Annotated in this window: 22 protein-coding genes and 2 tRNA genes; 16 read left to right on the forward strand and 8 right to left on the reverse strand. The window is 49.0% G+C overall.

Annotated features, from left to right (window positions below):
- Window positions 1-1,430: protein translocase subunit SecD (secD, locus tag PHT49_10595; GenBank protein ID MDD5452331.1), on the reverse strand; the 1,430-nt coding region annotated here is incomplete at its 3' end.
- 25 nt (window positions 1,431-1,455) lie between these two features.
- Window positions 1,456-1,543, reverse strand: a tRNA-Leu gene (locus PHT49_10600).
- A gap of 171 nt (window positions 1,544-1,714) precedes the next feature.
- On the opposite strand from PHT49_10600, the gene PHT49_10605 reads away from it, so the two are divergent.
- From PHT49_10605 to PHT49_10620, 4 genes are all read left to right on the forward strand, one after another.
- Window positions 1,715-1,790: transfer RNA gene (locus PHT49_10605), tRNA-Phe, on the forward strand.
- Between the two features lie 157 nt (window positions 1,791-1,947).
- Window positions 1,948-3,948 carry a PBP1A family penicillin-binding protein gene (locus PHT49_10610; GenBank protein MDD5452332.1) on the forward strand — a complete coding sequence of 667 codons (2,001 nt, stop codon included), beginning with the start codon at window positions 1,948-1,950 and terminating at the stop codon, window positions 3,946-3,948.
- Between the two features lie 147 nt (window positions 3,949-4,095).
- Window positions 4,096-4,572, forward strand: a complete 477-nt coding sequence (locus tag PHT49_10615; protein ID MDD5452333.1) for a PilZ domain-containing protein — start codon at window positions 4,096-4,098, stop codon at window positions 4,570-4,572.
- Complete coding sequence (locus tag PHT49_10620; GenBank protein ID MDD5452334.1) at window positions 4,565-4,927, forward strand: PilZ domain-containing protein; 363 nt, start codon at window positions 4,565-4,567, stop codon at window positions 4,925-4,927. The genes PHT49_10615 and PHT49_10620 overlap by 8 nt, the downstream gene beginning before the upstream one ends.
- On the opposite strand, the gene PHT49_10625 is transcribed toward PHT49_10620, so the two are convergent.
- Window positions 4,864-5,172: a hypothetical protein gene (locus tag PHT49_10625; protein MDD5452335.1), complete on the reverse strand. Its 309-nt coding sequence runs from the start codon at window positions 5,170-5,172 to the stop codon at window positions 4,864-4,866. The genes PHT49_10620 and PHT49_10625 overlap by 64 nt on opposite strands.
- A gap of 155 nt (window positions 5,173-5,327) precedes the next feature.
- On the opposite strand from PHT49_10625, the gene PHT49_10630 reads away from it, so the two are divergent.
- The 4 genes from PHT49_10630 (at window position 5,328) to PHT49_10645 (ending at window position 9,388) form a co-directional block, all read left to right on the forward strand.
- Window positions 5,328-6,353: an AsnC family transcriptional regulator gene (locus PHT49_10630; GenBank protein ID MDD5452336.1), complete on the forward strand. Its 1,026-nt coding sequence runs from the start codon at window positions 5,328-5,330 to the stop codon at window positions 6,351-6,353.
- A 330-nt stretch (window positions 6,354-6,683) separates the two neighbouring features.
- Window positions 6,684-7,958, forward strand: coding sequence for a dissimilatory-type sulfite reductase subunit alpha (dsrA, locus tag PHT49_10635; GenBank protein ID MDD5452337.1), 1,275 nt, complete (start codon window positions 6,684-6,686; stop codon window positions 7,956-7,958).
- A gap of 45 nt (window positions 7,959-8,003) precedes the next feature.
- Window positions 8,004-9,104 (forward strand): dissimilatory-type sulfite reductase subunit beta, encoded by a 1,101-nt coding sequence (gene dsrB, locus PHT49_10640; protein MDD5452338.1) that lies wholly within the window; start codon window positions 8,004-8,006, stop codon window positions 9,102-9,104.
- A gap of 44 nt (window positions 9,105-9,148) precedes the next feature.
- Entirely contained in the window at window positions 9,149-9,388 is a 240-nt protein-coding gene (locus PHT49_10645; GenBank protein MDD5452339.1) for a dissimilatory sulfite reductase D family protein, read from the forward strand.
- Window positions 9,389-9,573: 185 nt separating this feature from the next.
- Here PHT49_10645 and PHT49_10650 read toward each other — a convergent pair whose 3' ends face one another.
- On the reverse strand, window positions 9,574-10,818 hold the full coding sequence (locus PHT49_10650; GenBank protein MDD5452340.1) for a hypothetical protein: 1,245 nt from the start codon (window positions 10,816-10,818) through the stop codon (window positions 9,574-9,576).
- A 232-nt stretch (window positions 10,819-11,050) separates the two neighbouring features.
- On the opposite strand from PHT49_10650, the gene PHT49_10655 reads away from it, so the two are divergent.
- Window positions 11,051-11,656 carry a YkgJ family cysteine cluster protein gene (locus PHT49_10655; protein MDD5452341.1) on the forward strand — a complete coding sequence of 202 codons (606 nt, stop codon included), beginning with the start codon at window positions 11,051-11,053 and terminating at the stop codon, window positions 11,654-11,656.
- Here the strand turns inward: PHT49_10655 and PHT49_10660 are convergent.
- Window positions 11,640-12,728: a HEAT repeat domain-containing protein gene (locus PHT49_10660; GenBank protein ID MDD5452342.1), complete on the reverse strand. Its 1,089-nt coding sequence runs from the start codon at window positions 12,726-12,728 to the stop codon at window positions 11,640-11,642. The genes PHT49_10655 and PHT49_10660 overlap by 17 nt on opposite strands.
- Before the next feature lie 30 nt (window positions 12,729-12,758).
- Window positions 12,759-13,385, reverse strand: a complete 627-nt coding sequence (locus PHT49_10665) for a tetratricopeptide repeat protein (protein ID MDD5452343.1) — start codon at window positions 13,383-13,385, stop codon at window positions 12,759-12,761.
- 243 nt (window positions 13,386-13,628) lie between these two features.
- Here PHT49_10665 and cobB point away from each other — a divergent pair, with 243 nt between their 5' ends.
- Together cobB and PHT49_10675 are read left to right on the forward strand one after the other, a co-directional pair.
- Window positions 13,629-15,068 carry a hydrogenobyrinic acid a,c-diamide synthase (glutamine-hydrolyzing) gene (cobB, locus tag PHT49_10670; GenBank protein MDD5452344.1) on the forward strand — a complete coding sequence of 480 codons (1,440 nt, stop codon included), beginning with the start codon at window positions 13,629-13,631 and terminating at the stop codon, window positions 15,066-15,068.
- Between the two features lie 81 nt (window positions 15,069-15,149).
- Entirely contained in the window at window positions 15,150-15,338 is a 189-nt protein-coding gene (locus PHT49_10675) for a 4Fe-4S binding protein (protein MDD5452345.1), read from the forward strand.
- A gap of 236 nt (window positions 15,339-15,574) precedes the next feature.
- Here the strand turns inward: PHT49_10675 and dnaA are convergent, their stop codons facing one another.
- Window positions 15,575-16,930, reverse strand: a complete 1,356-nt coding sequence (dnaA, locus tag PHT49_10680; protein ID MDD5452346.1) for a chromosomal replication initiator protein DnaA — start codon at window positions 16,928-16,930, stop codon at window positions 15,575-15,577.
- A gap of 475 nt (window positions 16,931-17,405) precedes the next feature.
- Between dnaA and PHT49_10685 the strand changes: the two genes are divergently transcribed.
- Window positions 17,406-17,909, forward strand: coding sequence for an HDIG domain-containing protein (locus PHT49_10685; GenBank protein MDD5452347.1), 504 nt, complete (start codon window positions 17,406-17,408; stop codon window positions 17,907-17,909).
- Between the two features lie 166 nt (window positions 17,910-18,075).
- A complete protein-coding gene (locus PHT49_10690) occupies window positions 18,076-19,029 on the forward strand; it encodes a D-alanine--D-alanine ligase (GenBank protein ID MDD5452348.1) in 954 nt (317 codons plus the stop codon).
- Between the two features lie 14 nt (window positions 19,030-19,043).
- On the opposite strand, the gene PHT49_10695 is transcribed toward PHT49_10690, so the two are convergent.
- On the reverse strand, window positions 19,044-19,775 hold the full coding sequence (locus tag PHT49_10695) for a lysophospholipid acyltransferase family protein (GenBank protein MDD5452349.1): 732 nt from the start codon (window positions 19,773-19,775) through the stop codon (window positions 19,044-19,046).
- A gap of 178 nt (window positions 19,776-19,953) precedes the next feature.
- Here PHT49_10695 and PHT49_10700 point away from each other — a divergent pair, with 178 nt between their 5' ends.
- The 3 genes from PHT49_10700 (at window position 19,954) to PHT49_10710 (ending at window position 23,982) form a co-directional block, all read left to right on the forward strand.
- On the forward strand, window positions 19,954-21,243 hold the full coding sequence (locus PHT49_10700; protein MDD5452350.1) for an IMP cyclohydrolase: 1,290 nt from the start codon (window positions 19,954-19,956) through the stop codon (window positions 21,241-21,243).
- 235 nt (window positions 21,244-21,478) lie between these two features.
- Entirely contained in the window at window positions 21,479-22,183 is a 705-nt protein-coding gene (locus tag PHT49_10705; GenBank protein MDD5452351.1) for an NADH-ubiquinone oxidoreductase-F iron-sulfur binding region domain-containing protein, read from the forward strand.
- Window positions 22,184-22,218: 35 nt separating this feature from the next.
- Window positions 22,219-23,982 carry a formate--tetrahydrofolate ligase gene (locus tag PHT49_10710; protein ID MDD5452352.1) on the forward strand — a complete coding sequence of 588 codons (1,764 nt, stop codon included), beginning with the start codon at window positions 22,219-22,221 and terminating at the stop codon, window positions 23,980-23,982.
- The last annotated feature ends 91 nt before the right edge of the window (window positions 23,983-24,073 follow it).

Below are 24,073 nucleotides of genomic sequence, written 5' to 3' on the forward strand. Positions count from 1 at the left end.
CCCAGGGCGAATTCTTCACGCATACGCTCGAATATAAGGATGTTGGAATCGAGGGCCATCCCAATAGAGAGGATAATGCCGGCGATGCCCGGCAACGTAAGGGTGGCATTAAATAAAGAGAGGGCGGCAAAAAGAAACAGGATGTTCAACATGAGAGCGAAATTGGCCATGATACCCGAAACCCGGTAATAGAAGACCATGAAGATCACAACAAGCAGCGTGCCTACGATGCCCGACATAAACCCTTTTTGAATGGAATCCAACCCCAGAGATGGGCCGACGGTTACGTTTTGAATGATCCTTACCGGGGCCGGCAGCGCTCCGGCCTTGAGGACTATGGCCAGATCATGGGCCTCTTCCGAGGTGAAAGAGCCGGTGATCTGGGCGCTTCCCCCGGCGATCCTTTCCCGGATTACCGGCGCTGAACGGGCTATCCCGTCCAGGATGATGGCCAGCCGTTTGTTTACATTGGCGCCGGTTATTTCTTCAAAGATACGGGCCCCGCGGTCATTCAGCTCCAAGGCCACGTAGGGTTCGTTATAATCTCCTCCAATCCTGACCTGGGCATTTTTGATAGCATCACCGGTCATCATGGTTTTGCTCCAGACGAGGAGAGGTATCTTTTCTACGGTGCCGGTTTCCTTGCGTTCCCGTTTTTCCAGATAAACCTCTCTGTCTGCGGGGATAAACGGGCGCAGTGCGTTGTTAATATCTGCCGGGCTGAACCCCTCCCTTAGCCGGCCGGAACGCATGGCCTCATCCATCAGCCGATTGAGATCCAATTGCGTCTGGTCGTCAACCAGCCTGAATTCCAGAAGTGCGGTTTGACCGATTAAGGCCAGGGCCCTCTGCGGATCTTTGACCCCCGGCAGTTGCACCACTATTTCGTCTTCACCCTGACGGACTATGATCGGTTCAGCCACTCCGAACTGGTCGATACGGTTGCGTATGATCTCCAGGCTGCGATCCACGGCGTTGTCGCTAATGTCTTTGAGGACGGCATTTTTAAGACCCAACGTCAACCGGGGGAATGCCCCGTCGATACTTGAGGAGACTATTCCCAGATCCGGGAATTCATCCGCTATTATTTTTTTAGCCTGGGTTTCCGCTTCCTTATTAGGCAGGGAAAAAATGACTTGATGCGGATTATTGCTTTGCAGTTGTATAGCCGTAATCTCTCTTTTCTGAAGCACTTCCTTAAGGTCGCGTGCCGAGAATGCAAGGGTGTTATTAATAGCCTGCTCAACATCCACACGGAGTATGAGGTGCATACCCCCCTGAAGATCCAACCCGAGTTTGAATCCTTCACTACCCAGGTATTTTTTCCACCAGGAGGGGAGATTCTTATTAAAAGACGGGAGCGTAAAAAATACAGCTAACAGGATGAGTAAGAAGAAAAAGATAAATTTATTGCGCAGTCCTTTTGGCATAATGTGCATTCTCCCGGACAAAAAATGGTGCCTGGGGCCGGAATCGAACCGGCACGGTGACAAGCACCGAGGGATTTTAAGTCCCTTGCGTCTACCTATTCCGCCACCCAGGCACTTGAGGTTTGCGTATGTATCTAAGCTATCGCCTTATATTACTTTAGGGTCATTCTGTCAAGTATCTCCAGGCCGTTAGAGCCCCGGATTGCGACGTGATGGCCCGGCTAAAAATGGGCAAAAAAGCCTTGACAAATTACCTGCTGATAAATAATATGCGTCCACTTTATGCCGAGATAGCTCAGTCGGTAGAGCACCGGACTGAAAATCCGGGTGTCCCCAGTTCGATTCTGGGTCTCGGCACCATTACAAAATCTCCTTTTTACGAACGCCCTTGGTTAAGCCAGGGGCGTTTTTTACGTTTGAGGGCATCTAACCCCTTGACAGTAAAGTTATGTGATATAGAGTTATGTCCAGCGCTATGTATATAATTAAGGTGTGAGAGTTCTCGCCGGGGGATGGAGTGAAATATCTACTAAAAGGCATATTTTTTCTATTTTTCATCCTTGTAGTAACCTGCGCCTATGCCGCTGAGCCTTCTTATCCAGCCGATGCGGTGTGGACAAGACCGGGAGCGCATTTTTCTTCGGTAAAGATATACGATGCCAGAGAGAGGCTTATTACCCGGTTACTTCCCGATCATAAAGAAATGGTGAAGATAGACCAGATTCCGATCGACTTGCAAAATGCCTTGGTGGCGGTTGAAGATCATCGTTTTTACAGCCATCACGGCGTAGATGTACTCGGTGTAGGACGGGCTCTGGTTAAAAATATTATCAGGGGGAGGGTGGTAGAAGGCGGCTCTACCATCACCCAACAACTGGTAAAAAACATGCTGCTTTCTAACGAAAAGACCATGTCCCGCAAATTCAAGGAGGGTATGCTGGCCCTGGAATTTGAACAGAAGTATTCGAAAAAACAGATACTCGAGATGTATTTTAATTATGTCTATTTTGGCAGTGGGGCATGGGGAGTACAACAAGCCGCCCGCCTCTATTTTGACAAAAATGTCAGCGACCTCTCTCTGGCAGAATGTGCGGTTTTATCCGGTATTCCTAAGTCACCGAATAATTTTAATCCATTTGCCGGCAAGGTTCGTTCTAAAGAAAGACGCAATCTGGTATTGTCTAAAATGGTTGAACACGGATTTCTGGATAAGAAAAGGGCCTCCAGGGCGCTGAAATCCCCTCTCTCAGTGGCAAATCAACCAGGCAAATCTTATTTTTCCGAATATATCAGACAAAAATTGATTGACCGTTTCGGAGAAGGTGTCATTCGCACTGGTGGATATAAAATTTATACTACACTCGATCTTGATCTCCAGAGGTCAGCGGAGCAGGCGTTGGCTGATGGATTGAAGCGTGTAGAAGGGAAAAGCTCCCGGGCCGCCGGCCTGCAAGGGGCTTTTTTGGCCGTTGATCCACGAAATGGTCATATTAAGGCGGTAGTCGGTGGACGGGATTTCCATAGCAGCCCGTATAACCGCGCTTTTTACGCCAGGCGTCAGCCGGGTTCCAGTTTTAAGCCTTTTATATATGCGGCGGCCCTGGAAAAGGGCTTCCCGGTTTCTTCTATCTGGAGTGACGAGTCCTTATCATACGATATCGGCAATGGCAAGGTGTGGAAGCCATCCAACTATGACAACAAATACTTCGGTCACCAATCGCTGCGTGACGCCCTGGCCTATTCCAATAATCTCGTTACTATCAGGTTACTGGAAGCTATCGGCATTGCGTCGGTCCAGGATGTAGCCGGAAGGTTGGGGGTTAAGAGCCAGCTTGAATATAATCTATCCCTGGCCTTGGGGACTTCCGAGACGAGTCTGCAGGAATTAGTCTATGCCTATGCCGCCTTTGCCGATCATGGCCGGATGTCAGCCCCCCTTTCCATTTTAAAGATTGCTGACCGTGGAGGCAATGTAGTCTTTGAAGGGGCGCCTAGTATCTCTCAGGGCATAAGCCGGGAAGCGGCTTATTTGATTACTGATATGCTGAAAGGGGCGGTGGACTACGGCACTGCCAAAAATGTCCGGGTATATGGTTTTAAAGGTATCTGTGCGGGCAAGACGGGGACCACAGATGACTGCACCGATGCCTGGTTTATTGGATATGCACCTGAGATAGCGGCAGGTTTATGGGTGGGGTATGATCAACCTCGGAGCATGGGAAGGGCCTTGACCGGTGGCGCTGTCTGTGCCCCGATATGGGCAGAGTTCATGTGTAAAGCCAAACATTATATCTCGCTTACTCCATTTATAATGCCGGAGACATTAATTATGCAGAAAATAGATCCGGCTACGGGCCTTCTGGCGGCAGATGCCTGTCCTCAGAAGAAAATGGAACTTTTTATCCCGGGAACAGAGCCCACTACCTACTGCACCGAACATGGTTTGACGCCGATAGAATCTCTTATTCAATTCCTTGCCCCCACCAGGGAATCCCAGCCCAAAGTTCATAAGCCATAGCCTCTTAACCTATCAGGATTTTCGTAACACTTTAGCCTTCCATCTCCCAGACACCTACTACATTCGTTTTTAAAGGGCTAACTTGTTATAATTTTTTACAAAACCTTTTAAGTATTTATTTTCTTTTCCGATACTATTTAGGAAGGTATGGAGTTGCCGGATAGAAGCCATCTTATAAATTGCAGGGCGCTTGTGATCGGAATATTGGGAATAATATTTAGTGAAAAGAGGAAATTTAAAAGGTTAGACGTTGGCTTGCCGGTCCGCTTGTGTGTTGTAGAAACCGCGCCTTTGAGGCCGGTTACCAGTAGTATTATCGGTAAGTTATGCGACTTGACGCCAGCAGGGGCACGAGTTGAGGTAGGTGCAGTCATTATCAACGGATTGCACCTTTTTTATGATGTTAACAACCACCCGTATCGCAGATTGGAATTAACCCTGGAGATGCCGGATAACAGTGGAAAGATCAGTTTCCAAGGCCGGATAAGCTGGTATGACCGGAAAAAAGATGCCTCCCAATTTAATTATAATTTTGGGGTAGAGCTGGTTGATATTACACCGGAAGAACGCGAAAGGCTTTATAATTTTCTATTTAATATAAAAAAGGCCTCAAACAATGGATAAAAGAAAGAGAACAAGAGTTGACTTTTCAATAAAGGTGGAAGTAGCCAAATCCGGTGGCGAATTTAAGTACATGGATTTGAGAGATTTAAGTATGCGGGGCCTGTATGCCTATACCCGGAAACCTTTTAATATAGGTGAAGACTGCGATATCCGGATCAGCCTTATCGAGAGTAATAATGAGGCCGTCATAGGCTTAAAAGGAGTAGTGGTACGCAGGGACGATAAAGGTATGGGTATCCAATTTACGGAGATAGATGCAGACGGATTTCAGCACTTAAGAAATATAATGTATTATAATACGGGTGACCCGGAAAAGATAGATAAAGAACTGGCCCTTCCTTCTTTTAAGCCCTGATATTCCCCCTGATCCACCATCAAGGCATCATCATTCATGATCTCCCCGTATTTTTCACCTATCTCGGGCGGCACCATAAATTCTTCCAACCCCGTATCCACCAGTATATTCTTTTCCCCGCCGGCAATATAAAAGACATAAATAGGGATCCAGATGCGCTTTCCATAATAACGCTGGTAAGTCATTATCCCCTGGTCGGTTTCATTAGCCCCTACAGTGAGGGGATATATGGTGTACTCTTTCATCGAAAGCTCTCTTATGTCTCGATGAGCGGTTTTTTAATTCATTTTACTACAAACAATGGACGACAGGCAACATACTGGAGACGATTTATTGATTTACACCTGATTCTTGTTAGGTTATATATTTTAAATCTTACCTATTGTTTTGAAGGACAGTGTTGGACTCTTTTGATCGTAGTCTTTTGAATATCCTGCAGCGCAGTTTCCCCCTCACCTCAGAGCCTTACGCGGCTGTAGCCTCGGCGCTTCATTCCAGGGAGAGTGACGTTATCAGCAGGATAGCCGGTTTGAAAGAAGAGGGTATAATCCGCCAGATCAGCGCCATCTTTGCCCCCCCGGCCGTGGGTTATCAGACCTGCCTGGTGGCTATGGCGGTTGACGAAGACCGCGTAGGGCAGGCGGCTCAGGTCATCAACCGGGAACGGGGCGTAAGCCATAACTACCTGCGCGAAGATGAATTTAATATGTGGTTCACCATTGCCGTGCCTCCCGGGGCCGACCTGCAATCTGAGGTCGGGAGGCTGGGGGCTGCTGCCGCTGCACGGAAGACCTTGACCCTTCCGGCGGTGAAACTTTATAAGATCGCCGTGGTGATGGATATGGAAGGGGAGAATTCAGAGGAAGAAGGCGGAAAAATAAGTGAAATGGATGGAGAGGCGCGCACTTTCACACCAGCTCTTCCTGAGCCAGAAGATATTCACATCATACGATGCATACAGGAAGACCTTCCTTTGATAAGGCAACCGTTTCTGGCCTGGGCCGGGAGTCTGTCGCTGGAAGAGGATTATTTAATTGATTGGATCAAGTCATGCCTGGAAAAGGGGGTTATCCGGCGCTTTGCCGCCCTTCTTAGGCACCGCAAGGCAGGATTTTTAGCTAATGCCATGGTGGCCTGGGAGTGTCCATTAGAGATAATAGACCGCCAGGGACAAATCCTGGCGGCCCAACCTGAGGTCACGCATTGTTACTACCGTGTGCCCGCGCCTGGTTGGCCCTATAATCTGTATGCCATGGTACATGCCAGGGATAGAGTGAGATGTGACCGGTTGATAGAGCGACTTATCACGACGAGTGGCTTGAATAAGTTCAAGGTCTTATATAGCGTTCGGGAGATCAAGAAGGAACGGCTTAAGCTCTTCTGGGATGAGCCGCTGAATCGTAGTTGTAAGAATGACGGGAAATAAGAATCTTTCCCCGGATTTTTTTATTGACAAAATTATAGCGCAGGTTTATAGAGATTAATACATTCCTGAATGGTGATTCAATACTCATTACGGCCACGGATATTTGCTGTGTGAGCTTTCTTTCAACAGAAAGAAACGTTTAGGTATATTTTTTCTTTCTTAGCTAACCTGATAAAATTATTAAGATAGGGGGGAGGTGGATATTCAGTAATTGAGTCGAGAAGCTACAATAAGTGGATAAATGGGGGCAATAAAAAGAGATTAACTTAGGTTCAGCAAGATTATCGACGACAGGCGATAGACACAATAATGTAAGGAGGTAAAGAAGTAATGGCCAAATTTAAAACTCCGTTGATAGATGAACTCGAAAAGGGGCCGTGGCCGAGTTTTGTTTCGGACATAAAGCGCCAGGCCAAGACAAAACCCGAGTTGGAGGACCTTCTCGGTCAGCTTGAACTCTCGTACAAGGACAAGGAAACCCACTGGAAGCACGGCGGTATCGTGGGTGTATTCGGTTATGGTGGGGGCGTCATCGGCAGATACTCCGACATGCCCAAGGAATTCCCGGGGATTGCGCATTTTCACACTGTCCGCGTCAACCAGACCGGCGGTTTTTACTACAATACGAAGTACTTGGGGCAGCTTATGGACATGTGGGAACGCCGCGGCAGTGGTTTGACGAACTTCCATGGTTCCACCGGTGATATGGTGCTTCTGGGGACACAGACTGATCAATTGGAAGAGATCTTCTGGGAATTGACCCACGATATGAATACTGATCTGGGCGGCTCAGGCGGAAACCTGCGCACCCCTTCCTGTTGCCTGGGGATGTCTCGCTGCGAGTATGCCTGTATTGATTCACAAGCCATTTGCCAGGAAATGACCATGGCCTATCAGGATGAGCTGCACCGACCGGCCTTCCCATATAAATTCAAGATCAAGGTATCGGGATGCCCGAATGACTGCGTGGCAGCCATTGCCCGTTCCGATTGTGCGATTATCGGTACCTGGAAAGACAATATACGCATTGATCAGTCCACAGTTGCCGCCTATGTAAACGGCGAACTGAAACCGAATGCCGGTGCTCATGCGGGCCGCGACTGGGGTAAGTTTGACATCGTAAAAGAGGTGATTAATCTCTGCCCGACGAAATGTATGAGCTGGGATGGCAAGGAACTCAAGATCAATAACAAAGAGTGTACACGTTGTATGCACTGCATCAACGTCATGCCGCGGGCCCTTCGTCCAGGCGTGGACAAAGGTGCGACCCTCCTCTGCGGAGCAAAGGCGCCCATTCTCGAGGGGCAGAGACTGGCCACTGTGATTGTTCCTTTTATCAAGACGGAAGGGACCTTTGAGGAAATCAAAGAAGTTATTAACAAGTTGCTGGATTGGTGGATGGAGCACGGCAAGAACCGTGAGCGCATCGGCGAGCTTATCGGCCGTATGGGTATGCGGGAAATGCTGAAGGCGACGGGTCTGCCACCTGTTCCGCAGATGGTCAAAGAACCGCGGTCGAATCCGTACATCTTCTGGGAAGAGTCAGATGTGCCCGGCGGCTGGACGCGGGATCTCGCCGCATTCAGAAAGAAACACCCGCTATGATGATCAGAGAATATATATATAACTAAATTAGGAGGTCAGAGAATTATGGGTTATGATCCTAAAAATCCTATGAAAGACAGGATAACAGATATCGGCCCGCGGAGTTACGAAGAGTTTATGCCGCCGGTGATAAAGAAGAACTTTGGCAAGTGGCTGTATCATGAGATACTCGAGCCCGGGGTCTTGATGCACAAGGCCGAGAGTGGCGACGAGGTCTATACGGTAAGAGTAGGCGCCGCCCGACTCATGAGTATCGAATTGATACGCGATGCCCTCAAGATCGCCGACAAGCACTGCGATGGTTGCCTCCGCTGGACCACGCGTAACAATATCGAGTTTATGGTCGATAACAAATCCAAACTGGAACCGTTGAAGGCTGATCTGAAGGCCAACCCGATGTTCCCGATCGGCGGCACGGGCGCGGGTGTGACGAACATCGTCCACACCCAGGGCTGGGTGCATTGCCATACTCCGGCTATCGATGCCTCAGGTATCGTCAAGTCGGTGATGGATGATCTCTTCAAACACTTCCAGTCCATGGATCTGCCGGCCCAGGTACGCATCGCCCTGGCTTGCTGCTTAAATATGTGTGGCGCGGTCCACTGCTCGGATATCGCCATCCTAGGGTTCCACCGCAAACCGCCCTTTGTGCAGCATGAGGTTATCAGCCAGATCTGCGAACTTCCTCTCGCGATTGCGGCCTGCCCCACCGGCGCTATCAAGCCGGCTACGGTAGATGGCAAGAAGAGCGTGAGTGTTAACGGGGAACGCTGTATGTTCTGCGGCAACTGCTACACCATGTGCCCGGCCATGCCGCTAATGGATGCCGAGGGTGACTGCGTAGTTATTATGATGGGTGGAAAGATCTCCAACCGCATCAGCGCCCCGAAGTTCTCCAAGGTAGTTATCCCTGCCCTGCCGAGCAATCCGCCGCGGTGGCCGGAAGTCGTGGCCGCGGTCAGAAATATCCTGGAGACCTACGCCAAAAACGCCAACAAGTATGAGCGGATTGGCGAGTGGGCTGAAAGGATTGGATGGGAAAGAGTATTCGAGAAATGCAACATACCCTTCAACGTAAAGACCATCGATGATTATACCCTGGCTTATAATACCCTAAGGACAACAACGCAGTTTAAGTTCTCTTAAACGTGCGGCTAACTCAAAACTTGAGGGAGTATTGAAAAATGGATATCGAAGAATTAAAAACAAAGATTATGGAATGGGCTAACAAGCAGACCAAACCTAAGTTTTATTTTAAAGACATAGGCAAGGCGGCGCCTGAAATAGGTCCACGCGAGATTAAGAAGGCGGTTACCGCCCTGGTTCAGGAGCAGAAGATGGAATATTGGTCAAGCGGCAGCACCACAATGTATGGGGTCAAGGGAAAGGGTATAACTGAAGAAGCGCAGATGGGCACGCACGAAGAATAATCGTTTGCTGTGACCCCGGCCCGGTGGTAAGATTATCCTTAATCCTAATGAGGAATAGTTTGGGCTGGATGGCTTAATCAATTCCAGGTAATTTAGGGTTTATACTGTTTAAGCCGTTCAAACTGTTTAAATGGTTAAATGTGAGAGGTACAGGCTGGCCTGAGAAGGGTCAGCCTGTACTTTTTTCAGGGTACTTGGTCTGCCGAGCTTGTGCTGCTCGCCGTAGAATCCGGCTGAAAGGACTGTATCACCGCATACAGCCTCTCAATATGGTTATCTAAGTTGCGCATTATAATAGGTAGGTCGGCCTCGGGTTGAGGGTAGGTTTGCAGCGTGGCGTGTGCCATATCTTTCCAGTCATCCCTGGTGAAACGCTTGAGAGAGGAGAGAAACTCCTTTTTATCGATGGAAGCTGGACGCCCCGTCTCCTCTTTTATCTCCAGTGCCTCATAAAACCCTTTCATAACCGCATCCGGACAAAAATCGTTGGCCCAGGCCGCATCCCCGGTCCCATCCAACCGATCCATACGCATCCGGATCATTAAGTGCACAAAGAAGTAGAGCAACGCGGCCATCTTATTGCTCTTTTCGTCCGTTGAAAAAGATATCATGGGTTCATAGCGCCGCACGGTGATTAGTTTCAGGTCGATATCTTCGCCCTCTATTCGCACGATGAAGTCCCCGGCGGCATGATGCCATAAGGATATTTGTTCAAAAGTATCTATATCGTAGTAGAGGGTGAGGATTTTCGAAGTCAGCCGATATAAATTATAGCTCTGCCTGTCGGATAGATGCCGGTAACCGTTATCTGAATCCCAGACGACGATCTTTTGGCCCTGGCCTTTGCTGTCTGGCGACAGATGAAATTCGTGGTAACCTTCCAGCCATTCTCCCAGGGATATCAGCATAGTATCGTCGGTGCCCTGGGAGGTGCGGTATTTCATCTTGCCCTTGTGATATACATGGGGCAGATACGGGAAGGCAAATTTATTATTCAGGTAGTTCAGCCAGTGAAAATCATTCTCCAGATAAAGCTTACCCGCCTCGGACAGGGCCGTAGTTACGACGAACTTGTTTAAGTTGTTCGCGGTGATGACGTCTATACTGGATATATGATACATGGCTCCGTGTTTTTCCGTGCGGATGGCAAGGCTGTCAATATCCTGTAAGGTAATCATCTTTCCTGTTTTCTTTTCCATGGCGTCTATTAACAACCGGTAAGAATCTCTGGATAGAAATGCCTTTATCGTTTCCAGATACTGGCCGTAGGTCAATCCGATTCTGTGGCCGCCTTTCCCGGTTCCGTCGATATCAGATAGACGGAGGGGTAAGGGAGACTCCAGCGCGATTTTATCAGGGACGATATCCCCGTAAGGAGAGGAAGAGAGGTATCTTATTTTGGGTTCGTATGCGTTACCGGCGGAGGCCATTATCAACTGCTCCTATGATTGAAAAATGTTAGATTGATCGTTTGTCGATATCCTTGTATAGTTAGTTTTCATCCGGAAACCCAAAAAATCCGGATGAGCAATCAGCACTCAGCTATCAGCGTTCAGCTTACTATGTTGTTTGTCTCAGGTTTTTGCTGACAGCTAATTGCTGATCGCTGAAAGCGTGAAGCCGGAAACGGTAGTTTACGGATGAACACTAGTTAAAGCCATTATGGTTGACAATCTTAACAGATTATTTCGAAAATACGAGATGTTATTGTCCGAGATAGGCAGTGTCTTCCGGCGGGTGCAGGAAACACACAGCGATTGTGTGAGATGCCGGCCGGGCTGCACCGACTGTTGCTATGCAGTGTTTGAATTATTTCCCATTGAGGCCGCTTATTTGAGCTACCATTTTCATCAGCGCTTAAAACGCAAGGAGCGCCGGGAAGTCCTGCGTAGGGCTGAAAAAGCCCTTCTGGAGGTTACCGGGGTAAGGGAAGGGATCAAAGATAATGAGAGCGAAGTGCTTCAGATGGCTGAAGCCAGAATCAGGTGTCCCTTGCTCAGTGACCAGGGCCATTGCCTGCTCTATGAATACAGGCCTATTACCTGCCGGCTTTACGGGATACCAACCGCTATCCGCGGGGCAGGCTATACCTGCGGGAAGTCCGGCTTTGATAAGGGGACGGTTTATCCCACTGTAAATCTGGATCTAATCCATGAAAGACTCTTCACTCTGTCCGTTGAACTTTGGGGAGCACATGACTACCGCCAGGTATATGAAGAGGCTCGAAAATTAGTCCCGGTTTCCCTGGCGCTTAAGATGAGCAGGTAACCCTTTCTATGGCCTGAGAGGCCAGTTCTCCTACGGTTTTTTCCTTCACCCTGCCGTCATCGTATATCCTGAGACAAGCCCGATCATCTTTAAGCCTTTTCAGGCTGCCTAGGGCCTCTTTGGCCTTCATGTGCCCCAAGGCCCAGGCGGCATGGCCTCGCACCGCAGGTTCCGGGTCATCCAGGAAATCAAAAACACCGAAAAATGGCGTGCCTTTTAATAGCTCCGGATGCCGTTTACCTATTCTGCCGATGGCCCAGAGGGCAGCCGCACGGGAGGTTTGATCCTTTAAGAAGGAAAATAGCGGGGGGATAAAACCGGTGAAGAGATCGGGCCGGATACTTATTATTTCTCCACTGGCCTCAAGGAAGCCCCAGCTTGTGGCGGCCGAGTCGGCAGCAGACGAAAGCAGTCGCCTGAGCAGATCGGCGGCTGCTTGCGGATTTTTGTCTGCCACGTACCCGGCTGCTTTTCCCAATATCTCTACGGCCCGCCAGCGTAAAAGCTCATCCGGGGAGTACAAAAGCCGTTGCAACGCGGCCAGTACCCGTTTATCTTCCCTGGCCATGGAGAGCAATTCTTCTTCCCGGTTCTCTTCAACTAACCTCTGGATAAGTTTTTTAGAAAAAGATTTTGATCGCCCGGGGTGTTCGACGGATGATTCGTCGTTTATCACCGGGGCCTTGGCCAGCTCAGCCCGTACCTTGTCCTCAGATACCTCTCTAATCTCCTTCCCCAATCTTATGAAAAGGAGAACAGCGCGGGCATGGGCTATCTTGGCTACGACTTTATGCTCTTTCTCATTGTAGTTTTCTATACGATCTTCGATATAATCTTTGTCCGGTTCAAGTTGCCAGGCCAGGTCCCAGTCCCCGCCGCAGGCAAATAGCAGGGCCTCCACCATGGCGGCCCCCACGTTGTGTCCGGTGACATCACAGGCATAGACTGCCCCGCATTGACACCTGCCCATGGCGAATTCAGTAAGCCTTTTGGTATTCAATTCACGCGGCCGGTCAACCAAAGAGCCACAGAAAGGACACTTTGGCGGCTGTGCCTCTGTTATAATGCTCATACCATCCTTCTCGTCGATTTATAAGAATTTCTATTTAGATTTGGCTTGCACTTCTTTAACAAAATCCGGATGAACCTGATAGCCCAACTCCATGGCCCGGTTGCAGTGTTCAGCAGCCAGCTTATATTCTTTTTTAAAGTAATGGGCCACGGCCAGGTTGTTGTGGGCTATGGCGAAGTCAGGTTTTTTCTGAAGACTCTTATTGGCTGCCTCGATGGCCTCATCATAAAGTCCATTTTCGATATAAGCCGTAGCCAGGTTGGCCCAGCCCTCGGGAAAATCGCTGTTAAGATCCACCGCCTTTTTCAAAAATTCTATGGCCTTACCCCATTCGCCTTTTTGCATCCAGGCAAAGCCTAGATTGCCATATGCCTGTGTGACATAAGGATTAACCTCCAAGGCTTTTTCATTTTCCCTGATGGCCCCATCCAAATCACCTTTCTGAAAATAGAAGCCGCCGAGATTGACATATAGCGAGGCATTTGTCGAGTCAATCTCCAGCGCCTTTCGGGTATGCCGAATGGCATCATCGATGCGTCCGCCCTTCCAGCAGACCAGGGACAGACGGCTGAGTGCAATGACCGATTTAGGATTTTCCGACGCCTCTTTTTCGAGAGAACTGATGATGTCTTCGATATTTGTATTTTGTTCTGTCATGGATTAACCTCTGTCTGAGTTATAGTTGCAATGTGACCGATTCTAATAAACTTTGGTAATTAAATCAACCTTTTTACATCCAGGCTAGTGTATTAGGGACGGGCTATGAACCTGGTGTTATAGATATTTTTATTGACAAAATTACCGGCGGAGTTTATAGATTTTCTGTTAGAATGAATAGTAATTCAAGTCTTGGCGATAGCAGTTAATTTTGTAATATAACCCCTAATCATTTTTAACTAAATGATCCAACGTTATTATCCCAGAGTGGCGATAGCAGCCCTTAGAGGAGGATCCGGGAAGACGATCCTTTCTCTGGGGATTATTGTGGCCCTGCGCAATAAAGGTTTTAAAATAGTTCCCTTCAAAAAAGGTCCGGATTATATCGATGCGGGTTGGCTGACCTTAGCTGCTGAACACCCTTGCTATAATCTTGACCCATTTCTCATGGGTAAAGAGCAGGTTATGTCTTCCTTCCAGTTACGGGTAGATGAAGGTGAATGTGCAATTATAGAGGGGAACCGGGGGCTATACGACGGGACAGATGAAGCTGGAACTTATAGTACGGCTGAACTGGCCAAGATGCTCCAAACCCCGGTTATATTAGTGGTTGATTGCAGTAAGGTCACGCGTACGGTGGCAGCCATGATCCTGGGCTGCCAGAAGTTTGATCCGGCGGTGGATATCAGGGGCATTATACTCAATCAGATAGCCAGAAGCCGCCATGAGGTTATGGTGCGCAGCACTGTAGAGCATTATTGCGGGCTGCCGGTCATTGGCGCGCTGCCCCGGTTGAAGGAGGGCCGGCTTCCAGAACGGCACATGGGGCTAACGCCCCATTTTGAACACCAGAGTTCTATGGATGCCGCTATGGCCATAGGCAGTATGGTAGAAAAGTATGTGGACCTGGATAAGCTGTGGGATATAGCTGTACAGTCCCCGCCATTGCTGGTTGATGAGCCTGTTAAGGAGAGATTATCTGTAAAGTCATATAAGCAGCCGTGTATAGGGGTTATTAGAGACTCTGCCTTCCAGTTTTATTATCCTGAGAACCTCCAGGAATTGGTGAAGTATGGGGCTAGATTAATAGATGTCAGTCCCTTGCGGGATACCCAGCTTCCGGAGTTAGACGCTCTCTATATAGGCGGGGGATTTCCGGAAACTCATGCCGAGCTTCTGGCAGCAAACAAGAATTTTGCCGGTTCTTTACGGGCGAGGGTAGAAGAAGGCCTTCCGGTTTACGCAGAGTGCGGCGGGTTGATATATTTAGGAAGAAGTATAAGTATAGACAACACAGTATATCCGATGGCGGGTGTACTTCCGGTGGATTTTTGCCTTGGGAAGAGGCCGCAGGGGCATGGATATACGGAGATGCTGGTGGACAAGCCCAATCCTTATTTTGCCTGTGGTTCTGTCCTGCGGGGGCATGAATTTCATTATTCGCGTGTCGTGGCCTGGGAAAAGAATACCGGTGTGTATATGGCCTTTTCTGTTAACCGCGGATATGGTGTTGATGGGGAACGGGACGGATTTTGCTACAAAAATGTCCTGGCCACATATACACACCTCCACGCCTTGGGCATACGGGAATGGGCCGGCGCACTGGTAAGGAGGGCCTTGGATTACAAACGGATCCTAAACCAGTCGCCTTTAAAACTGCTTGCTTCGGCTGTGAAAGTGTGATATAGGTTCCAATCCAAAATTAACTAATCTTAGGTAAGGCGGCGATTGTCGTCAAATTTGTAGAGAGGAGGATTAAGTATCATGGCTTATACGGTAACTGTGGACAAGGACAAATGTAGCGGAGATAGCCTTTGTGTGGACAACTGCCCGGGTCAGGTGCTGGAGCTGGTAGATGGAAAGGCAGAGCCTGTCAACATGGATGACTGCCTGGGTTGTCAGTCTTGTATGGAAGTCTGCACGACCGGTGCGATCACAGTAACAGAAGATTAAGTAAATAAGTACGGAATCGGAGACTAACCGACGGTAAAGGCCCTGCCTGATAGATGAGGCAGGGCCTTTTATTTTTGTGGTATTGGCCTAAATTCTGGCAAAGCTCAAATTACAAAGCCCAAAGTTCAAATCAATGATAAGTTTTAAACAGTGATTTTTTGGCAGTTAGCCATTTGGATTTTATTTGGACTTTGGATTTTGAAATTATATGGTTACTTTTGTTTCCATCGTCCCGGTCAGGCCTGATGGGTGCCGGTTTTGATCTGCTCGGTCAGATATTCAACCTGGTAGCCTAGAGGTGATTTTTTCTCCATTTCGCGCTGGACGAAATTAACTGCGTGCAGGATAGTGGCGTGGTTTCTGTTAAATTCCTTCCCTATGGCCTCCAGGGAGTGCTTGGTAAGAACGCGGGACAAGTAGACGGCTATATGCCGCGGATGGGAAATAGCCTGTTTGCGACTCTTGGACTTTAACACGTCCAGGGTAACCTTATAGTACTGACAAATGATCTTTTGGATCAGATCCAGAGAGACTTCCTCCCTTTTCTTTATCAGGTATTTGGTCGCTTCTCTGGCCATATCCAAGGTGATCGGTTGACAGAGGAGAGAGGACTGCGCGGCCAGGCTGATTACACTGCTTTCCAATTGCCGGATGTCATCGGTGATGGTATCGGCCAGGTAATTTATAACCTCATCCGGCAGAGATATCCCCTGGTTCTGGGCCTTCTTCTGAAGGATGTTTATCCGGGTATTATAGTCGGGCGGAAGGATGCTGGCAATCAACCCGCTATTAAGCCTGGACCGGAGGGCGTTGTTCAGCCGCGGGATATCTTTCGGAGATTGGGAACTCGTCATGATAATAGTCCTGCCGGATTCAGCGAGCCTGTCCAGGACAGGGCCAAGTTCTGCCTGGGTACGTTGTTTACCCTCAAAGAAGTGTACTTCCTCAAGCAGGAGGACATGACAATTTGTGCGGTATTTTTCTTTGAATTGTTCGATGGTATTTGTTTTAAGGGCCCGGACCATGTCGTTGGTAAATTCTTCAGCAGTTACATAAATTAGTTTTTTTGCCTCGTCCTGACCAAGCATGTAATGGGCTATGGCCTGTGCCAGATGACTTTTCCCCAGTCCTGTATTTGAGAGCAGGTATAGAAAGTTGTTATAGGTGCTGGTCCCTTGCGCTATGGCCTGGGCTATGGTGAAGGCAAAGCTGTTTGAGTTGCCGGTCACAAATTGATCGAAAGTAAAACGGGGACATAATCGCCTGCAGTAAGGCACTTCAGTTTGCAGGCCGGGCAAAAGCAATTGTTCATCGGCCTTAGGTTTGTTGTTGCTATTGTTTTCATTAGATCCTGCCGATGCTGCTATCAATTGGACATTTAATTTTTTACTACAAAGGGTTCCCAGTTCGTCCCTGATTAATGGCAGATAATTATCCCGCACCCAGCTTAGAGAGAATCGGTTGGGGCAGGTCAGGACAAAGGTATTTTCATCCTGGCTGCTGCAGCTTATCGGATCGATCCAGATATGAAAACTGCTGTCTGGAATCTTATTTTTAAGAGAATTTTTTAATTCTTGCCAGATTTCTTGCATAAGCTGATTTTTTTTGTTTTTGAAATGTTAGGGCAAAGACAATTAAGTAATCCTGCTCTCCTTAATAAAGATTCGCCGGGTTTCTGTCAAAGGTGATTAAAGACGATTCTCTCGATGAAACCCTCTTATTTTTAAAGATGATTTAACCTTCTGTTTTTTCTTTATATCTATTTTTACTAGAGAGTAACTTATTTAAAAGACGGCAGTTTGTATAATTAGAGTCAAGACCAATGGTTTCAGGAAGTTATTTATGAAAAACTCCCGGTTGGCTAAGGTTATCAACACCACAAGATCTCTCCATATCTCTTTTTTTCTTAATTTTTTAACCTATTTTATCTTTATTTCTTTTTGCATTTGTCGTACATAGGGGCTGTCAATTTTATTTGAATAATTTAAACAGGTTTGGCATCATAGGGCTAAAAAGGCGGGGTAAAAATTGGTTTCTATTCCTACCGCTGGGCAATGTCTGGCTTTAATGGACGAATATAAGGTAATGGATCATGTGCGGCAGCATTGCCGTAAGGTGGCAGAGGTTGCCCTTTTTATTGCCGATAAACTAATGTCGGCCGGCATCAAGTTAAACATTCCTTTGATAGAAGCCGCTGCCCTGCTCCATGACATCACGAAGATTGAGGCGCTGGAGCAGGGGGAAAATCATGCTGAGACCGGGGCAGACCTCCTTGAAAAACTGGGATTTCCGACCGTAGCTCACATAGTAAAACAACACGTACACTTATCAGGGCCGATTATTGGGACGCCGATTAATGAATCAGAAGTAGTCAACTATGCCGATAAGCGGGTTTTGCATACCACTGTGGTCAGTTTGAGGGATAGATTCGATTATATCCGGGAAAAGTATGGGCATGGCGACCCGGCCAGGATAACCAGAATAAACAGGATCGAGGAGGAGACCCGGGAGCTTGAGAAAAAACTTTTTGCCCAGTTGCCCATAAAACCAGAGGAGATGCCGTATTTCTGATCAATTTGAGATTTGGAGCTCCCCGCAGCCCACCTACGGCGGACGGGGAATCTCCGTATGCAAGGTAAAATGCATCGTATTCGCTCGCTAACCCCGCTGCAAGTAGCGGGATTACGCTCGCTATGCATCTTCAAATTTAAGATGTCTTAAAGGAGTTGAGGGTATTATGGCCAAAGATAAAAAGATAAGGTTAGCCCTGATTTCGGGGGGAGAGTCATCCGAACTAGAGGTTTCCCTTAAGGGGGGAGACCAGGTAGAAAGCGCACTGGATAGAGACAAGTATGATATTATACGCTATGATCCGGCTTATGACCTGGAGGTTCTGGTTAAGGATGCGGGCCGCATAGATGCGGCCTTTGTCCTTCTCCATGGTAAATATGGCGAGGATGGGACTATCCAGGGGCTTCTGGATCTCTTGCATATACCCTATCAGGGTTCAGGGGTCCTGGGCAGCGCTCTGGCCATGGACAAGGAGTTATCAAGGACTCTTTATTCTCAGGCCGGCCTGAATATCCCGCGTGGCAAGGTCATGCGGCCTGGTTCTTATAACGCTGAAGCTATAGCCGCGGAACTCGGACTTCCTGTCGTTATCAAACCTGTAGATCAAGGTTCCAGTATTGGTATGAGTATTCCGCAGACAGTGGAAGGGGTGGAAAAAGGCCTGGTCGAGGCATTTAAATACAGCCCGCGTGTGCTTGTGGAAGAATATATAAAAGGAGTTGAAATTACCGGCGGAGTTATAGGCAATGATGATCTGGAGGCATTGCCTATTGTAGAGATCATACCGGGCGAAGGTCACGTTTTCTTTGATTATCAGGCCAAATATCAGGCCGGCGCTACCAAAGAGATCTGTCCCGCCCGAATCAGCGCTTCATTGACCAAAAATGCCCGGGAATGTGCCATCACAGCCCATCGGGCCTTGCGATTGCGGGGTTATAGCCGCACGGATATGATTATCTGCGATGACCGGATTTATATCCTGGAGACAAACACCATCCCGGGCATGACCAGAACCAGCCTATTACCCTTGGCGGCCCGGGAGGCGGGGATGGATTTTTCTGCCTTGTTAGACAAGCTGATTATGTTAGCCCTGGAGGCCGCAGGGAAGGCTGTCCGCTGAAAGCTGAATGCGGCTTACATCTTCCCGGCCCTGGTCATTAAGGATTCCAGGGTTTCGCGAAGGCGCGCGGCCAGCGCGCCTTTCTGGCCGGGCTTGTAATCAGCGGTCTCCATGGCCTGACCAATCAGGATATTGATATGTCCGGGCCGCACCCACAGGCTGCCACGCGGGAGAACATCCTTAGAACCATGGATAGCCAGAGGGACAACCGGGCAGCCGGATTTTAAGGCCAGGACAATACCGCCCATTTTAAAAGGCAACAGCCGGCCATCGACACTCCGTGTCCCTTCGGGAAATATAAGAACAGATGTCCCGCCCCGTATTTTTCGGGAGGCTTCTTCCAGGCTTTTTATGGCCTCTTTGGGGTGAGAGCGGTCGATAGGTATGTACCCGACACGACGCATAGCCAAACCGAATAGGGGTATCTGGAAGAGTTCCTTCTTGGCCAGCCAGCGAAATTGCGCAGGCAAATAACCCAGAACAGCCGGTATATCAAACTGACTCTGGTGATTGGCGGCATAAATGTATGGCTGCCCCCGGCGTATGTTCTCCAATCCCTCTATGGTGACCTTTACTCCGCATCCCCGGAGGACGATCCTCGCCCAGAGCCGGGCTACGCGATGCGGGGCATTACCCCTCTTGTCAAAGACAGAACTTATGATGGTTATGATACTGAAGATCGGGGTGATTACCGGCAGCCATATAAAAAGAAAAACGCTGCGTATGCCGTTGAGTATCTTTCTCATCTCGCTTTTGAGTTACAGGCGCTTAAAGGCCAATTTTGCTGACCGAATGTACCTTCTTTTAATTTAATAAGTCAACGCAAAATTTATCGAATCTTTTGGTTGACAATTCTTGCCCGATCACTATTATGGTCTAATTAATCAGTATCTTAAAAAATAGTTCTACCAAGGAGAAGGGCCTATGGAAGACTTAAAGAAGATGTACAAGACGATTATGGCCGACCGCTTTCCAGAGGCCATGACCATTACCTTTGGAGATCAGAAATTAATTTATCGGAAGAGGGCCTGGAAGATACCGGATGAATCGGGGATTTTTGTGGAAAAGGGGCTGCGCTATGGCGAAAATCCAGGCCAGGAGGCCGCCCTTTATGAGCTGGTAGGCGGAAATTTGGTTTGCGGGGAGTGTCATTACATTGAACCAGGACGAGGTCTGGTAAGCGCTATAACCGAGGCGGATATGATCCAGGCCGGTAAACACCCCGGCAAAACCAATCTCACTGATGCCGATAATTCATTGAATATTCTGAAATTTTTGACCCGAAAGCCGGCCGTGGTTATCGTAAAACACAATAATCCTTGTGGGGTGGCCTATGGCAATACCTTGGCTGAGGCCTACCGGCGGGCGGATCGTGCGGACCGCATAGCGGCCTTTGGCGGGTGCGCGGCTTTTAACCGGGCCATGGACAGGGAGACAGCGGAGGAGGTATCCGGGCATTACCTGGAGGTGGTGGCGGCTCCGGAGTATGAGGAGGGTGCTGTAGATATCCTGAAACAGCGTAAAAACCTGCGGATCATACGTATCAGCCGGATGGATCGCCTGGAGGATTATTTAACCGCCCGCTTCGTGGATTTTAAGAGCCTTATGGACGGGGGCATCATTGTCCAGCAGTCTCCGGTCAATGCCATCCGCACCAGGGACGATCTGAAACCGGCCCATACCGTGTATAAGGGGCAGGAATATCGGATTAAAAGGCTGCCTACGGAGAGGGAGTACGAAGACATTCTCTTTGGCTGGAGTGTCGAACAGGGGGTTACCTCGAACTCCGTTCTCTACGTCAAGGACGGCGTGACTGTGGGTATCGGTACCGGCGAGCAGGACCGGGTCGGCGTGGCTGAGATCGCCGTGTTTAAGGCATATACCAAGTATGCAGATGCGCTATGTTTCGACCGCTATGGGATTCCCTACAAAACACTGGAAATGGAGATAGCAGCCGGCAAGAGGGATCAGGCGGTCAAAGAGGAGATTGACCGGGAGACCAGGGAGAATCACGCGGGCTTGAAAGGTGCGACTATGGTCTCAGATGCCTTTTTCCCTTTCCGCGATGGGGTTGATGTAGGTATAAATGAAGGTGTCTCCTCCATTGTTCATCCGGGCGGATCAGACAGGGATTTTGAATCAATCTTGGCCTGTAATGAGGCCGATCCACCGGTGGCTATGGTCTATACCGGACAGCGGGCATTCAAGCATTAGCTTTTTGGGGTATTTCCCCCGTTATGGGGTACAATGCCCCACAGGGAAGAAACGCCCGCGGATGTGTTGTTCCGGGTATATCTAAAATAATCATTAATATCAGTCCGTTGATTTATTAAAGAGTGTTTCCTGTACCAGTTTATCTATGGCATGGAAGTTGCTGAAAAATAATGAGTTCTTATTAAGATTAGGCCCTGAGTTCTGTAAAAAATGGAAGCCAGAGGGTTGTTAGCCGGTGCCCGAGCCTAGATATAGCTATATCGCCCTTTGCTCCAGGGATGAAAATTGTACCAACCAGGTACATGAAGTTACAACTGCCTTCCAGGAGAAGTTCAAAGAGCTGGGTGTTAAGGTAAGCATCCGTAAGATCAAGACCGTATGCAGCGGTCGTTGTAATAAGGGTGTCTTTGTGGATATTGGCGGGGCTGTGTTTTACCACATGGTAAGACTTGATAATGTGGAATCCGTTATACGGGATACCATATTGGAAGGAGATGTGCTTTCAGCCCATTATTCGATTGAACGCTCGTTTGTAAGCGATGAAAAGGTTATATACGATAGGCCTGCCAATGTGCTGATTTATACAGATTCTCAATTTTGTTTGGCGGAAGGATTGCGGGGCTTGTTACGCAAGGATGGTCTTTCCTCTTGCGGTAAATGTGTCCCCTGTCGTCTGGGTGTCAAGAAATTAGACCAGATATTATCAGCTTTGCTGGACGGGAAGGCGCGAGTGGATGATGTGGATAGATTGCGGGAATTAGCGGTGGTTATGGATGCCAGTTCCCGATGCGCCTTGGCGGGTAAGTTCGTGGCGCCTCTCTTTGTGGCCATGGACAATTTCGGTGAGGAGCTGAATTTTGTCTGCGTCTTGAGCGAAGATGCAAGTTGTGTCTGTGAGTTGAAAGATTCCGGCGGGCGGTGTTTGACCGGGAGTGCTTGAGAAGTAGAGAAATCATATAGAGGAAGGAGTTTATTATGGCGCTTGACCCAAGAAAGCATAAGGATTGGCAGATTGCTGAAGATGCAGAGAAACACATGAAAGACGTCTATCAACTGGCTGATGAATTGGGCCTGAAAAAGGAAGAGCTGTTGCCATACGGGCATTATGTGGCCAAAATCGATTTTGCCAAGGTTACGGAACGGTTGAAGAAAAGGCCGGATGCAAAATATATCGATGTCACGGCTATCACGCCGACTCCGTTGGGCGAAGGCAAAAGCACGTCGGCTATGGGCCTGGTGGAGGGGCTGGGTAAGAGGAAAAAACGCGTAATCGGTGCGATCCGGCAGCCCTCCGGCGGGCCGACTATGAATATCAAGGGTAGCGCGGCGGGCGGAGGTCTGGCGCAGTGCATTCCGCTTACGCCGTTCTCACTGGGGCTGACCGGAGACATCAATGCCATCATGAATGCTCATAATCTGGCCATGGTAGCCCTTACCTCGCGCATGCAGCATGAATTCAACTATTCCGACGACCGTTTGAAGAAGATAGGTTTGAAAAGGCTCGATATCGATCCCAAGAATGTGGCCATGGGCTGGATTATGGACTTTTGCGCCCAGGCCCTGCGAAATATCATAATCGGAATCGGCGGGAAGATGGACGGGTTTCAGATGCAATCGAAGTTCGCTATTGCCGTAAGCTCCGAGGTCATGGCCATCTTGGCCGTATCCACAAGCCTGGCTGATATGCGCGAGCGCATGGGGCGGATTGTAGTGGCATACAGCCGGAGCGGGCAGCCGGTCACGACAAAAGATCTGGAAGTGGACGGGGCCATGACGGCGTGGATGGTTGAGGCCATGAATCCAAACCTGATGCAGAGCCTGGAAGGGCAGCCGGTTCTGGTTCATGCTGGTCCGTTTGCCAACATTGCTATCGGGCAATCTTCTATCGTGGCAGACCGGGTTGGGCTTAAACTGGCTGACTATCATGTTACCGAGAGCGGCTTTGGCGCCGACATAGGGTTCGAAAAATTCTGGAATCTGAAGTGCCGCTTTAGCGGCCTAAAGCCCCACTGCGCTGTGGTCGTGGCTACCATACGGGCTCTGAAGTGTCACGGCGGCGCTCCCATCCCGGTTCCGGGCCGCCCCATGCCTGCTGAGTACGCAAGCGAAAACGTGGGATGGGTGGAAAAAGGTACGGCAAATCTTATACACCACATCCAGACGGTAAAGAAGGCCGGGATTAATCCCGTGGTCTGTATCAATGCCTTCCATACAGATACCAAAAATGAAATCGCCGCGGTGCGCCGGCTGGCCGAGGCCGCCGGGGCTCGCGTAGCCCTGTCCAATCACTGGCTGAAAGGCGGTGAAGGAGCCCTTGAATTTGCCGATGCAGTAATCGATGCCTGTGAGGAAAAGACCAAATTCAAGTTTCTTTATGATCTAAAAACGCCGTTGGCCAAACGCGTAGAGCTTATTGCTAGGGAGGTCTATGGGGCCGATGGCGTCAGCTTTGCCCCGGAGGCGGCGGCCAAGCTCCAGGCCATGGAAAAGGATCCTGAGATGGCTGAGCTTGGGACGTGCATGGTCAAGACCCACTTGAGTCTGTCCCACGATCCGAATATAAAGGGTGTGCCTAAGAGTTGGACTTTGCCGGTTAGGGATATATTGGTTTATAAGGGCGCGGGGTTTGTCGTTCCGGTAGCCGGCGCTATAAGCCTCATGCCGGGGACAGGTTCGGATCCGGCCTATCGCCGTATAGATGTGGATGTCAAGACCGGTAAGGTTAAGGGACTATTTTAAGAATAAGCGTTCAGCTTACAGCTATCAGCTTTCAGTAAAGAATGATGGATGACTGCTGACCGCTGATTGCCGATTGCTTTATAAGGAGAAG

The sequence above is a fragment of the Desulfovibrionales bacterium genome (assembly GCA_028715605.1).
Lineage (GTDB): Bacteria > Desulfobacterota > QYQD01 > QYQD01 > QYQD01 > QYQD01.

Excerpts from the sequence above, each read along its gene's own strand:
- PHT49_10615 (MDD5452333.1), top strand. The coding sequence starts at position 4,096 with ATGGAGTTGCCGGATAGAAGCCATCTTATAAATTGCAGGGCGCTTGTG.
- PHT49_10710 (MDD5452352.1), top strand. The coding sequence starts at position 22,219 with ATGGCGCTTGACCCAAGAAAGCATAAGGATTGGCAGATTGCTGAAGAT.
- cobB (MDD5452344.1), top strand. The coding sequence starts at position 13,629 with ATGATCCAACGTTATTATCCCAGAGTGGCGATAGCAGCCCTTAGAGGA.
- dnaA (MDD5452346.1), bottom strand. The coding sequence starts at position 16,930 with ATGCAAGAAATCTGGCAAGAATTAAAAAATTCTCTTAAAAATAAGATT.
- PHT49_10690 (MDD5452348.1), top strand. The coding sequence starts at position 18,076 with ATGGCCAAAGATAAAAAGATAAGGTTAGCCCTGATTTCGGGGGGAGAG.
- PHT49_10650 (MDD5452340.1), bottom strand. The coding sequence starts at position 10,818 with ATGGCCTCCGCCGGTAACGCATACGAACCCAAAATAAGATACCTCTCT.
- PHT49_10625 (MDD5452335.1), bottom strand. The coding sequence starts at position 5,172 with ATGAAAGAGTACACCATATATCCCCTCACTGTAGGGGCTAATGAAACC.
- PHT49_10700 (MDD5452350.1), top strand. The coding sequence starts at position 19,954 with ATGGAAGACTTAAAGAAGATGTACAAGACGATTATGGCCGACCGCTTT.
- PHT49_10620 (MDD5452334.1), top strand. The coding sequence starts at position 4,565 with ATGGATAAAAGAAAGAGAACAAGAGTTGACTTTTCAATAAAGGTGGAA.
- PHT49_10665 (MDD5452343.1), bottom strand. The coding sequence starts at position 13,385 with ATGACAGAACAAAATACAAATATCGAAGACATCATCAGTTCTCTCGAA.
- PHT49_10655 (MDD5452341.1), top strand. The coding sequence starts at position 11,051 with ATGGTTGACAATCTTAACAGATTATTTCGAAAATACGAGATGTTATTG.
- PHT49_10675 (MDD5452345.1), top strand. The coding sequence starts at position 15,150 with ATGGCTTATACGGTAACTGTGGACAAGGACAAATGTAGCGGAGATAGC.
- dsrA (MDD5452337.1), top strand. The coding sequence starts at position 6,684 with ATGGCCAAATTTAAAACTCCGTTGATAGATGAACTCGAAAAGGGGCCG.
- PHT49_10695 (MDD5452349.1), bottom strand. The coding sequence starts at position 19,775 with ATGAGAAAGATACTCAACGGCATACGCAGCGTTTTTCTTTTTATATGG.
- PHT49_10685 (MDD5452347.1), top strand. The coding sequence starts at position 17,406 with ATGGACGAATATAAGGTAATGGATCATGTGCGGCAGCATTGCCGTAAG.
- dsrB (MDD5452338.1), top strand. The coding sequence starts at position 8,004 with ATGGGTTATGATCCTAAAAATCCTATGAAAGACAGGATAACAGATATC.
- PHT49_10660 (MDD5452342.1), bottom strand. The coding sequence starts at position 12,728 with ATGAGCATTATAACAGAGGCACAGCCGCCAAAGTGTCCTTTCTGTGGC.